Source organism: Massilia endophytica, from assembly GCF_021165955.1.
Taxonomy (GTDB): domain Bacteria; phylum Pseudomonadota; class Gammaproteobacteria; order Burkholderiales; family Burkholderiaceae_D; genus Rugamonas; species Rugamonas endophytica.
Window position 1 is genome coordinate 3,963,535 of record NZ_CP088952.1, and the last position, 12,664, is coordinate 3,976,198.

9 protein-coding genes are annotated in these 12,664 nt (G+C 64.9%); 2 read left to right on the top strand and 7 right to left on the bottom strand.

Translation table 11 applies throughout. From position 1 onward, the window contains the following. Positions 1 to 18 precede the first annotated feature (18 nt). The gene (locus tag LSQ66_RS18165; RefSeq protein ID WP_231766592.1) at positions 19 to 1,689 is read left to right on the top strand and encodes a TRAP transporter large permease; all 1,671 of its coding nucleotides are present in this window, start codon (positions 19 to 21) and stop codon (positions 1,687 to 1,689) included. Between the two features lie 3 nt (positions 1,690 to 1,692). Here the strand turns inward: LSQ66_RS18165 and LSQ66_RS18170 are convergent, their stop codons facing one another. Beyond that, the gene (locus LSQ66_RS18170; protein WP_231766593.1) at positions 1,693 to 2,352 is read right to left on the bottom strand and encodes a hypothetical protein; all 660 of its coding nucleotides are present in this window, start codon (positions 2,350 to 2,352) and stop codon (positions 1,693 to 1,695) included. Between the two features lie 478 nt (positions 2,353 to 2,830). Here LSQ66_RS18170 and LSQ66_RS18175 point away from each other — a divergent pair, with 478 nt between their 5' ends. Next, positions 2,831 to 5,371 carry a M4 family metallopeptidase gene (locus LSQ66_RS18175; protein ID WP_231766594.1) on the top strand — a complete coding sequence of 847 codons (2,541 nt, stop codon included), beginning with the start codon at positions 2,831 to 2,833 and terminating at the stop codon, positions 5,369 to 5,371. Positions 5,372 to 5,430: 59 nt separating this feature from the next. On the opposite strand, the gene paaZ is transcribed toward LSQ66_RS18175, so the two are convergent. From paaZ to paaH, 6 genes are read right to left on the bottom strand one after another with little or no spacing between them, the layout of a single operon-like run. After that, positions 5,431 to 7,482, bottom strand: coding sequence for a phenylacetic acid degradation bifunctional protein PaaZ (paaZ, locus tag LSQ66_RS18180; protein WP_231766595.1), 2,052 nt, complete (start codon positions 7,480 to 7,482; stop codon positions 5,431 to 5,433). A gap of 22 nt (positions 7,483 to 7,504) precedes the next feature. Continuing rightward, on the bottom strand, positions 7,505 to 8,116 hold the full coding sequence (paaY, locus tag LSQ66_RS18185; RefSeq protein ID WP_231766596.1) for a phenylacetic acid degradation protein PaaY: 612 nt from the start codon (positions 8,114 to 8,116) through the stop codon (positions 7,505 to 7,507). 3 nt (positions 8,117 to 8,119) lie between these two features. After that, positions 8,120 to 9,325 carry a 3-oxoadipyl-CoA thiolase gene (gene pcaF / locus LSQ66_RS18190; RefSeq protein WP_231766597.1) on the bottom strand — a complete coding sequence of 402 codons (1,206 nt, stop codon included), beginning with the start codon at positions 9,323 to 9,325 and terminating at the stop codon, positions 8,120 to 8,122. Positions 9,326 to 9,338: 13 nt separating this feature from the next. Next, on the bottom strand, positions 9,339 to 10,652 hold the full coding sequence (gene paaK / locus LSQ66_RS18195) for a phenylacetate--CoA ligase PaaK (protein WP_231766598.1): 1,314 nt from the start codon (positions 10,650 to 10,652) through the stop codon (positions 9,339 to 9,341). A 13-nt stretch (positions 10,653 to 10,665) separates the two neighbouring features. After that, positions 10,666 to 11,118 carry a hydroxyphenylacetyl-CoA thioesterase PaaI gene (gene paaI, locus LSQ66_RS18200; RefSeq protein ID WP_231766599.1) on the bottom strand — a complete coding sequence of 151 codons (453 nt, stop codon included), beginning with the start codon at positions 11,116 to 11,118 and terminating at the stop codon, positions 10,666 to 10,668. Beyond that, complete coding sequence (paaH, locus tag LSQ66_RS18205) at positions 11,111 to 12,664, bottom strand: 3-hydroxyacyl-CoA dehydrogenase PaaH (protein ID WP_231766600.1); 1,554 nt, start codon at positions 12,662 to 12,664, stop codon at positions 11,111 to 11,113. The genes paaI and paaH overlap by 8 nt, the downstream gene beginning before the upstream one ends.

Here is a 12,664-nt window from a genome sequence, read left to right on the forward strand (position 1 = left end):
GAGAACGGATCAAGAGACATGGAAGCATTCATCATTGCAAACCTGGCGCCGATCATGTTCGGCGCGCTGGTGATTTTCCTGCTGTCCGGTTTTCCGGTGGCGTTCGCGCTGGCCGCCAACGGCCTGTTCTTCGGCCTGGTCGGCATTGAGCTTGGCCTGCTGAAGCCCGAACTGCTGCAGGCGCTGCCGAACCGCATCTTCGGCATCATGGCCAACGACACACTCCTGGCCATTCCCTTCTTCACCTTCATGGGCCTGATCCTGGAACGTTCGGGCATGGCGGAGGACCTGCTGGATACCATCGGCCAGCTGTTCGGCCCCATTCGCGGCGGCGTGGCCTATGCCGTGATCTTCGTGGGCGCACTGCTGGCGGCAACCACCGGCGTGGTGGCAGCCTCCGTGATCTCCATGGGCCTGATCTCCCTGCCCGTGATGCTGCGCTATGGCTACGACCGGAAGCTTGCCTCCGGCGTGATTGCCGCATCGGGCACGCTGGCCCAGATCATTCCGCCTTCGCTGGTGCTGATCGTGATGGCCGACCAGCTGGGCCGCTCCGTGGGCGACATGTACCGCGCCGCCTTCGTGCCGGGCCTCCTGCTCACCGCCATGTATGCGGGCTATGTGCTGGCTGTATCCATTTTCCGTCCCAGCCATGTGCCCGCCCTGCCGCCGGAGGCGCGCAACCTGCGCGAGCCGAACGGCGACAGCGGCGTGCGTTCGCTGGCTGTGCTGCTGCTGGCCGCCGTCGCAGGCGCCTATGCCTTCACCCACTTCTACGATGCAAGCCATCCTGAAGCGCACCAGGACGAAGTCGGCATCTTCTCCGCCGCACTGGGCATCATCGGCGCCTTCGCCTTCGCGCTGGCAAACCGCTACCTGAAACTGGGCCTGCTTTCGCGCATGGCCGAACGCGTGGTGTTCGTGCTGATTCCGCCGCTGGCCCTGATCTTCCTGGTGCTGGGCACCATCTTCATCGGCGTCGCCACCCCGACCGAAGGCGGCGGCATGGGCGCGATGGGCGCCATCCTGCTCGCCCTGATGAACCGGCGCCTGAACTTCGGCCTGCTGAAGCAGGCCATGATGTCCACCACCCGCCTTTCCTGCTTCGTGATCTTCATCCTGATCGGGTCCACCGTGTTCGCGCTGGTGTTCCGCGGCGTGAATGGCGACCTGTGGGTGGAGCACCTGCTTTCCAGCCTGCCGGGCGGCGTCACGGGCTTCCTCATCGTGGTCAACATCATGTTCTTCGTGCTGGCCTTCTTCCTGGACTTCTTCGAGCTGGCCTTCATCCTGGTGCCGCTGGTGGGTCCTGTCGCGGAGAAGCTGGGCATCGACCTGATCTGGTTCGGCGTGCTGCTGGGCGTGAACATGCAGACTTCCTTCATGCACCCGCCCTTCGGCTTCGCCCTCTTCTATCTGCGCTCCGTAGCGCCGAAGGAAGTGAAGACCACGGATATCTACTGGGGTTCCATACCCTTCGTGCTGATCCAGGTCGTCATGGTGGCGCTGATCATCGCCTTCCCAAGCCTCGTCTCCATCGAGTCCAAGACCGACATGAACGAGCAGTTGGAGCTGAAGATCGACCAGCCAGCCGATTACGGCGCACCGCCCACGGAGGAAGCGCCGAAGGAAGAAGAGCAGCCCGCCTTCAACCTGGAGCCGGAGACGGCCGAGCCGGAGAAGAAGTAAGCCCTAGTGCGTCACCAGGGTTGACAGCACGGAGAAGGCAGCGCCGGTGTGCTCCTTCTCCAGCAGCAGCGTCAGTTCCGTGTGGGTCGAGATCATGTTCACGAGGTTGATCTTGTCCCACGCCAGCTTCTTCAGAATGCCGTGATAGACGCCGGGTGTGCGGTGAGATTCCGCCGCCAGCTGCAAGGTCACCGCATTCAGGTCGTCGAGCCTCGCCAGCAGGCGCTCCCCCGCAAACACTTCCTCCACGAGCGGGATCAGGGGACGGCTGCATACCACCATCACCTCATTGCTTCCCCGCGTCACCGTGAGATAGAGCCCCTGCAGCAGGCCCGATTGCGCCAGCAGCTGGCGGTGGCAGGCGTCGGTTGCCTCGGAGTGGCGGTAAGTCATCTCCACCAGGTCCGTGCGGGCCGTGAGCTGCCCATGGCGCCGCGTCAGGGCCGGATCGCCATGCGCCGCCGCGGCGGGCAGGCGCTCGGTGACACGGCGCAGCGCCATCACCACGGCGGCCTGGCCCACGGGCTTCCACAGGTCCGACTCGAGCTGCGGCTGCAGCTGCCGCGCCAGCTCCGACAGATTGATCAAACCGCGCCGCAAGCCTTCACTCAGGAAGGGCGACTCCAGCACGATGCGTTCGACTTTGTTTGTAATGGACAGCATTGGACTCGCAGGAAAAAAGAATAGCCACCCCGGCGCCGCTCGCGGCGAGGGGAACAGGTTTCGATGTCGAGTGGTACTGCGCTGCCTAACTTGGGGGCCGTGCCTTGGCGGGTGGGCGGAGGATGCTGCGAGAATCTTTGCTCATTTTGCGTCCCTGATGTTTGCCTCAGCGCGGCAGGAATGTGCGCTGCGTGTTTAAGCCCGTCGGTGCATGCGTGGCCCTCCGGTGCATGATTTCAGTGTACGACGCATGATGCGAAATTTGCAAAAGATTTCGTGACGTGCGCGCAAGCTGTTGCGCAGGCGATTCATACACGCCGTGAATGTCTCATTCTTAACACCTGCGCCGCGTACGACTCATTTCCAAAGATTTTTGACACCGCCAAAGCGGGAGGAATAGTGTCGCGTTCACCCGCACTCCGGCGCCGCCGGAAAAGTCTGCGGCTCCACTTCCCTCACCAAAAATCACGGAGATGAAATGACACTACGCAAAAGCATTTTCGCCGTCGCTGCCGCGTTGGCTGCACTGCCCGCCGTTCAGGCGCAGGAACGCGGCGTACTGCCGCAGACGCTGATGTCCGCACCCGGCCGCGCCATGAGCGCGGGCGAAAACGCCAACCTCGCAGCACGCCTGGCCGACCGCCGCGCCGCGGCAGGCCTGGACGATGAACACGGCTTCCGCCTCGGCCAGCAGCACCCCGGCGCACAGGGCACCCGCATCAGCCGCGCGCAGCACACCTTCAAGGGCCTGCGCGTGTTCGGCTCTGAATCCGTGGTGGTGACGAACGACGATGGCGACATCCTCAGCGAATCCGTGTCCGACCGGCGCGGCGGCTTGGGCGGCGCACGGGCTCAGGCCGCGGGCGGACTGACCGACCTCACCCCATCGATAACGGCCGAGGAAGCCATCGCCAAGGTGGTGCAGAAAGTATCGCCGGGCGGCGCCCATCGCTGGAAACCGGAAGCGGAGCTGCTGATCTGGCCCGTCATGAAAACGGTGCGCCTGCCATCCGCGGCCAACAAGCCCGATTCGGCGCTGAACGCCATGGATGTGGAAGACGTGGTGGACCACTACGAGCTGGCCTATCTCGTGAAAACCCGCATGGCCGACAGCCGGAAGCTGGTGTATCACGACACCGTGGTGAACGCAAAGACCGGCGCCATCATCGCCCAGTGGGAAGCGCTGCAGAACGTCGTCGGCAGCGGCAAGAGCCAGTACAACGGCACGGTGCCGATCAACACCACCCTGAGCGGCAGCACCTACCAGATGCTGGACGCGACCCGTGGCGTCGGCGGCCAGTACGGCGGCATGGCGATCACCAACGCCAATCACAGCCCCGAATCCAACCCGAATCCGGGCAGCATCTACACCAACAGCACCAACACCTGGGGCGACGGCCTGCAGTACATCAATGGCGGCAGCACCACAAACGCCAACGGCCAGACCGCCGCGGTGAACGCGCTGTGGGGCCTGATGAACACCTACGACACGATGAAGAATGTGCTGGGCTGGCAAAGCCTGGACGGCAACAACACCTCCACCTACATCGCAGTACACGTGGACACCCAGTACGACAACGCCTTCTTCGAGCCGGGCTGCAAATGCATGTACATCGGCGACGGTGGCACCAGCTTCAACAACCTGGGCTCCATCGACGTGATCGGCCACGAAATGGGCCACGGCGTGATCGACGCCACGTCCAACCTTGTGTACTCGGGCGAATCGGGCGGCCTGAATGAGTCGAACTCCGACATCGCGGGCGAAATGACGGAAGCCTATGCGCGCGCTGGCGGCACCGGCACCGTGGTCCCGGCAACCGGCAACGACTGGATGACCGGCAAGGAGATCAGCAAGAGCGGGCAGCCCCTGCGCTGGCTCTACAAGCCAAGCAAGGACGGCAAGAGCCCCAATGCCTGGAGCAACACGCTGAAGACCCTGAACGTCCACTACAGCAGCGGCCCGAACAACCGCATGTTCTACTTCCTGTCCCAGGGTTCCAGCGCGGATTCGGCCAGCGACTACTACAGCTCCTACCTGACCCAGAACCCGCGCAACATGACCGGTATCGGCAACGACAAGGCCTACCGCATCTGGTTCAAGGCAGCGACCACCAAGTTCACCTCGTCCACCAACTACGCGGATGCACGCAACAAGGTGCTGCAGGCGGCGGAAGAACTGTATGGCGTGGGCAGCGCGGAAGCGACAGCGGTGAAGCGCGCCTATGCGGCCATTAATGTGGGCACGGACGTTCCCGAAACCACGGGCGGCGGTTCGGTCTCGATCAATACGCAGCCGGCCAGCATCACGGTAGCACCGGGCGCCACCGCTTCCTTCACGGTGGGCGCGACGGGCGGCACCGCGCCATACAGCTACAAGTGGTATCGCAACAATACCCTGATCAGCGGCGCGACGGCGGCCACCTACTCCTTCACCGCACAGAGCACCGACAACGGCGCCGTATTCAAGGCAACGGTGACGGATTCCTCCACCACCCCCGTCACCGCCACCTCCGCCAATGCGACCCTCACGGTGAGCAGCGGCGGCGGCACCTCCACCGAGCGCGTGGTCAACGGCGGCTTCGAATCCGGCACCACGGGCTGGGCGGGCACCACGGGCGTGATCGGTACTTTCAGTGGCCAGACGGCCTACGAAGGCTCCCGCTACGCATGGCTGGGCGGTAACGGCAGCACGGCGACCGAAACGCTGACGCAGGACGTGGCGATTCCATCGACCGCCACCTCCGCCTCGCTGAGCTTCGCGCTGCACATCGACACCGCCGAAACCACGAGCAGCACCGCCTACGACAAGCTGGTGGTCACGGTGAAGAACACGGCGGGCACGGTGCTTGGCACGCTGGCGACCTATTCGAACCTGAACAAGGCCACCGGCTACCAGGTCCGCACCTTCAGCCTGCTGCCGTACAAAGGCCAGACGGTGCGCCTGTCCTTCGCCATGACGGAAGACTCGTCGCTCCAGACCTCCTTCGTCGTCGACAAGGTCAGCCTGGTAACGCAGTAACAGCCTGGCTCGTGTCCACCCTTGGGGTCAGACCCCAAGGGTGGACACGGGCTGAACTATTAGCTGCGCTTGGAGACGAGAGTGAGGATGTCGTAGCTGGCCACCAGTTCGTCGTTCTGGTTCGTGACCTGGACGTCCCAGGCCACCACGCCCTGGCCGACGCCCTTGTCGTCCTTGCGGTTGCGGTCGACCTTGCGCTTGCAGGTGAGGCGGGCGCGGATGGTGTCGCCGATGCCAACCGGCGTGATGAAGCGCAGGTTGTCCAGGCCGTAGTTGGCCAGCACGGGGCCGGGCGCTGGGGACACGAAGAGGCCTGCCGCCGCCGACAGCACGAAGTAGCCGTGCGCGATGCGCTTGCCGAACTGGGTGTCCTTCGCGGCGATGTCGTCGAAGTGCATGTAGAAGTAGTCGCCCGATACGCCGCCGAAGTTGACGATGTCCGCTTCGCTCACCGTGCGGCGGTGCGTCAGCAGCGAGTCGCCCACTTCCAGGTCCTCGAAGTATTTGCGGAAGGGGTGCAGGTCGCTTTCCTTGACGGCCGCGCCGCGCACATACTCGCCAGTGATGGCCGCGAGCATGGTCGGCGATCCCTGCACAGCGGTGCGCTGCAGGAAGTGCTTCACGGCGCGGATGCCGCCCAGTTCTTCGCCGCCGCCCGCGCGGCCAGGACCGCCGTGCTTCAGCTGCGGCAGCGGCGAGCCGTGGCCCGTCGAATCCACCGATGCTTCGCGTTCCAGCACCAGCACGCGGCCATGGTGCGCCGCCGCCACAGGAACGGCATGCGCCGCGATCTTCGGGTCTTTCGTCACCAGCGTCGAAACAAGGCTGCCCTTGCCGCGCGCGGCAAGCGCCAGGGCTTCGTCCATGTCGCCATAGGTCATGAGCGTGCTGACAGGGCCGAAGGCTTCGATGTCGTGCACGGCGTCGTTCTCCATGGCGTTGCGGCACATGAGCAGCGTCGGGGAGAAGAAGGCGCCTTCGGATACGCCCTCGCCAATCAGTTTCAAGTCGCCCTTGGCGCCGAAGATCAGCTCATTGCCTGCCGCCAGGCGTTCCACCTGCGCGGCCACGTCGCGCTGCTGGTCCTTCGAGGCCAGAGAACCCATGCGCACGCCTTCCACGGACGGGTCGCCCACCGTAACCTTGGCCAGGCGCTCGCGCAGGCGTTCCGCCACGGCGTCCGCCTGCTGGCGCGGAACGATGATGCGGCGGATGGCCGTGCACTTCTGGCCAGCCTTGCCCGTCATCTCGCGCGCCACTTCCTTCACGAAGAGGTCGAATTCGGGATCGTCCGGCTGAACGTCCGGCGCGAGGATGGCGCAGTTCAGCGAATCGGCTTCCGCCGTGAAGGGAACGGAGTTGGCGATCAGGTTGCGGTTGGCGCGCAGCTTGGCGGCCGTATCGGCGGAGCCGGTGAAGGTGACCACGTCCGAACCGCCCAGGCGGTCCAGCAGGTCGCCGGTGCTGCCGATGACCAGCTGGAGGGCGCCATCCGGCAGCAGGCCGGAATCGTTGATCATGCGGATCAGGGCTTCCGTCAGATAGCTCGTTGCCGTGGCAGGCTTGCCGATGCAGGGCAAGGCGGCGAGGAAGCTCGGGGCGAACTTCTCGAGCAGACCCCAGATGGGGAAATTGAAGGCGTTGATGTGCACCGCGATGCCACCGCGCGGAACGAGAATATGCGTGCCGGAGAAGCCGCCGCGCTTGCCGAGCGCCATGGCCGGGCCTTCGTGCAGCACGTTCGACGATGGCAGCTCGCGGCTGCCCATGCTGGCGTAGGCGAACAGGGTGCCGATGCCGCCTTCCACGTCCACCCAGCTGTCCGCACGGGTTGCGCCGGTGAGGTGGGAGACCTTGTACAGCTCCTCCTTGCGCTCCATGAGGTAGAGCGCCAGCGCCTTGAGGCACGCGGCGCGCTGCTGGAAGTCCAGTGCCATGAGGGAGCGAGTGCCGGTCTTGCGGCCATAGTCCACGGCTTCGGCGAAGTCGATGGCTTCGGCGTGGGTATGGTAAATCAGGCTGTTGGTCAGGGCGCTGTGCAGCGGCGAGGCGGCTTCCTTGCCGTGCCAGCGGCCGCCGATGAAGCTTTGCAGGGTTGCTACGTTGGACATGTGATCTCCGTTCGTTATTGCGTCATTCGGACGCATTCTTGTGCTGGTGCAGCGGCAGCGAGCTTTCCCACTGCATGCGCTGGCGGTCAGGCTCCACTTCCGTCAGCGCCTCGACTTCACGCATCGTTTGCAATGAGCGTACGGCCAGGTCGTGGTAATGCGCCGTGCCCGAGTTTTTCCATTTCAGTTCCGCGTCAGTCACCTGGCGCACAACGCGCGCGGGCGTGCCCATCACCATGCTGCGCGGTTCGATGACCATTCCAGCTTTGACAAAGCTCATGGCGGCAATGATGCTCTCGGCGCCGACGACGGCGTTGTCCATGACCACGGCATTCATGCCCACCAGCGAGTTGCGGCCGATGCGGCAGCCGTGCAGCACGGCGCCGTGGCCGATATGGCCATCCACTTCCACCACCGTGTCCGACGCGGGGAAGCCGTGCATCACGCAAGTGTCCTGCACGTTCGCGCCCTCTTCCAGGATCAGGCGGCCAAAGTCGCCGCGCAGCGACGCAAGGGGCCCGATGTAGCATCGCGGACCGACGATGACATCGCCGATCAGCACCGCCGTCGGGTGCACGTAGGCCGTCGGGTGGACGACCGGGCGCACGCCGTTGATTTCATAAACCTTGACCATCGCTTAAACCCGTTCGATAACAACGGCGATGCCCTGGCCAACGCCGATGCACATGGTGCACAGGGCGTAGCGCCCGCCGGTGCGTTCCAGCTGGTTGACGGCGGTGGTAACCAGGCGCGCGCCCGACGCACCCAGGGGATGGCCGATAGCGATGGCGCCGCCGTTTGGATTCACATGGGCTGCATCGTCAGGCAGGCCGAGGTCCCGCGTTACGGCCAGCCCTTGTGCGGCAAAGGCCTCGTTCAGTTCGATCACATCCATCTGGCCGATGGTGAGGCCCAGCTGTTCCAGCACCTTCTTCGACGCTGGCGAGGGACCGAAGCCCATGATGCGCGGAGCAAGACCGGCCGTCGCCATACTCAGCACCTTGGCGCGCGGCTTCAGGCCGTACTTGTCAACCGCTGCAGCGGAAGCCAGCAGCACGGCGCAGGCGCCGTCGTTGACGCCCGAGGCATTGCCCGCGGTGACCGTGCCTTCCGGCTTGACCACGCCCTTCAGCTTTGCCAGCTGCTCCAGCGTGGTGTCCGGACGGGGATGCTCGTCGGCGTTGACGATTTTCGGGTCGCCTTTCTTCTGCGGAATGGTGACGGGCACGATCTCGCTGGCGAAATGGCCTGCGGCGTTGGCGGCGGCCCAGCGCTGCTGGCTGCGCAGGGCGAAGGCGTCCTGGTCTTCGCGGCTGACCTTGAACTCCTCTGCCACGTTCTCCGCCGTTTCGGGCATGCTGTCGATGCCATACTTCGCCTTCATCAGCAGATTCACGAAGCGCCAGCCGATGGTGGTGTCCTCGATTTTCGCGCTGCGCGAGAAGGCGCTGTCGGCCTTGCCCATCACGAAGGGGGCGCGGCTCATGCTCTCAACGCCGCCCGCGATCACCAGATGGGCCTCGCCGGACTTGATGGCGCGTGCGGCAATGCCGATGGCGTCCAGGCTCGATCCGCACAGGCGGTTGATGGTGTTGGCTGGCACCTCGGCTGGCAGGCCTGCGAGCAGCGCAGCCATGCGGCCGACGTTGCGGTTGTCCTCGCCCGCCTGGTTGGCGCAGCCGTAGTAGACGTCGTCCACCTTCGCCCAGTCCACGCCCGGATTGCGCTGCATGATGGCGGCAATGGGCACGGCGGCCAGGTCGTCGGCACGCACCGAAGACAGCGCGCCTCCGTAGCGGCCGAAGGGAGTGCGCACAGCGTCGCAGATAAAGGCTTCGTTCATTGATATGTCCTTCTTATTTGGGGCGTTTGTCCAGCACGCGCTTGGCCTTGCCGGTGAGGGTTCGTTCGATGCTGTCGGCGGCCTGCAGTTTCACTGTCGTCGTCACGCCGACATAGGTCTTGATGTGGTGCTCCAGTTCGCGCGCAAGCGCCCCGGTTTCGCTGTCGGTCAGCTTCACTTCGGGGCGCAGTTCTCCGATCACGTCCAGCTTGTCGAGATGGCCCTCGCGCGACACCACCAGCTGGTACTGCGGCGCGAGCTTGGGCATTTTCAGGATCAGCTCTTCGATCTGCGTTGGGAAGACGTTCACGCCGCGGATGATGAGCATGTCGTCCGAGCGGCCCGTGATCTTGCCCATGCGGCGCATGGCGCGCGATGTGGGCGGCAGCAGGCGGGTGAGGTCGCGCGTGCGGTAGCGGATGACGGGCATCGCCTCTTTCGTGAGCGAGGTGAATACCAGCTCGCCTTCCGATCCGTCCGGCAGCACCTCGCCCGTTTCGGGGTCGATGATCTCGGGATAGAAATGGTCCTCCCAGATCACGGGACCATCCTTGCTCTCGATGCACTCGCTGGCCACGCCGGGGCCGATCACTTCAGAAAGGCCGTAGATGTCCACCGCGTCGATACCCGCGCGCTTCTCGATCTCGCCGCGCATGGCGTCGGTCCACGGTTCGGCGCCGAAGATGCCCACCTTGAGCGAGGATTCCGCCGCGTCCAGGCCCTGGCGCTGGAATTCCTCGATGATGTTGAGCATATACGACGGGGTGACCATGATGATCGAGGGCCTGAAGTCCTGGATCAGCTGCACCTGCTTCTCCGTCTGCCCGCCGGACATGGGAATGACCGTGCAGCCCAGGCGCTCGGCGCCGTAGTGGGCGCCAAGGCCGCCCGTGAACAGCCCGTAGCCGTAGGAGATGTGCACCATGTCGCCCTTGCGGCCGCCCGCCGCGCGGATCGAACGGGCCACCATGTCAGCCCACATGTTCACGTCGTTCTGGGTGTAGCCGACAACGGTGGCCTTGCCGGTGGTGCCGCTCGACGCATGGATGCGCACCACCTGCTCGCGCGGTACGGCGAAGAGGCCAAAGGGATAGTTGTCGCGCAGGGTCTTCTTGTCCGTGAACGGGAACTTCGCCAGGTCGGCCAGGGACTTCAGGTCATCCGGATGCACGCCCTTTGCATCGAAGGCGTTGCGGTAGTGCGGCACGTTCTCGTAGGCGTGCTTCAGCGTCTTCTTCAGGCGTTCCAGCTGCAGCGATTGCAGCTCGTCCCTGCTGGCGCGCTCGATCGGCTCCAGGTCCGATGGCGCGGGATGTCGTTGGACCATTCCGGTCTCCTCTTCAGCGCTGGACGGGCGCCACTTCACCGCTGACCCGGTGCGATTTGCCACGGAAGGTTGCGATCAGGCGGCCGTCCTGGTTCTTGACGGTGACGTCGTAAATGCCGGTCTTGCCGGCCAGCGCCTGCTCCACCGCCTCGGCGGTCAGCAGGTCATCCTGGCGGCCTGGCGCCAGGTAGTCGATCGTGCAGCCCGCGCCTACCGTGTTGAGGTTATGGCTGTTGCACGCGAACGCGAAGGCGCTGTCCGCCAACGCGAAAATGAAGCCTCCATGGCAGGTAAGGTGCCCGTTCAGCATATCGGCCCGCACCGGCATCGTCATGCGCGCATAGCCGGGACGGATCTCGATCAGTTTCATGCCCAGGCTCTGGCTTGCCGTATCGCGCGCATACATGGCGGCGCCTGCCGCCTCGGCCAATGCCTGGGGATTCAGTGCGGAAGCCGCATCATGCATGGATCTTCGCTCCGCTTGCCTGCTTGCGGCGCAGCAGCGGCGACACGCGGTAGCGGTCCTCGCCATAGGCCTGCGCCAGGTTCTCCAGTACCGTGACGATGTGCTTCACGCCCACCGTATCCGCCCACGCCAGGGGGCCGCGCGGATAATTGACGCCCTTCTGCATGGCGATATCCGCCGCGGCAGCGCTGCACACGCCCTGCTGTACGGCGTCCGCCGCCTCGTTTGCCAGCATGGCGACAGTGCGCATCACGGCCAGGCCGGGAACATCGTCCAGGCGGGTGACGGCAAAGCCCGCGGCCTGGAACATACCAATGGTGGCGTCGATGGCGCGCTGGCTGCACTGGTCCGCCGCCGCGATGGCGATGCGCGGCGAAGCCGCAGCGTCGAACACGAGGTCGTAGACGATGGTATCGGGATGCTTGTTGTCTGCCGCGCGGCGCGTCGCAGTGCGGCCGTCCGTCAGGTAGATGGCGGCGCCGTTGCAGTGGAAGGCCGGGGCCTCCGCGTGCTGATGTCCTTCGGCGGACTTGCGGTTGGTGACGGCGATGCCGTGCTGTTTCAGGCGGTCCACCATGCCCTGGGTGAGCGCACCATTCGCGCCGGCCTCGAGGCTGTAGCCCACGTACTCCGGCTTTTCACGCAGCGCTTCCGTTTTCGGTTCGGGCTTCGCCGCGTCCGCGCCATACTGGTACAAGCCTCGGCCGGATTTTCGGCCGAGGAAGCCTGCGTTCACCATCTCCTGCTGCAGCACGGATGGTGTGAAGCGGGGATCGTTGTAGTAGGCATTGAAGACGGACTGGGTGACGGAGAAATTCACGTCGTGGCCGATCAGGTCCATCAGCTCGAAGGGTCCCATGCGGAAGCCGCCAGCTTCGCGCAGAACGGCGTCGATGGTGGCTGCATCCGCCGCCTGCTCGTTCAGCAGGCGCCAGCCTTCGGCATAGAAAGGGCGCGCCACGCGGTTCACGATGAAGCCCGGCGTGGACTTGGCATGCACCGGATTCTTGCCCCAGGCGGCGGCCGTGTCATACACAGCCTGCGCGGCGGCGGCATCGGTGGCCACGCCGCTGATCACTTCCACCAGCGCCATCAGGGGCACGGGATTGAAGAAGTGCATGCCCACCAGTCGCTGCGGGCGGCGGAGCTTCGCGGCAATGGCCGTGACGGAGATGGACGAGGTGTTGGTGGCGAGGATGGCGTCATCGGCGACAATGCCTTCCAGGTCCGCGAACAGGGAACGCTTGACGTCGAGGTTCTCCACAATGGCTTCCACCACCAGCGCCGCATCCGCCACCTGGGCCAGGCCGTTCACGCCATGCAGGCGGGCGCGCGCACTATCCGCGTCGGCGGCGCTCATCTTGCCCTTCTCGGCCAGCTTGTCGAAGACGGCGCCGATATCGGCGATGGCCTTGCTCACGGCTTCGGCGCGCGTATCGAACAGCTTCACCTGATGCCCGGCGGCCGCTGCCACCTGCGCAATGCCCGAACCCATTGCCCCGCTGCCGATAACGGCAACCACACTTCCCCGTGCGATAGCCGCCAT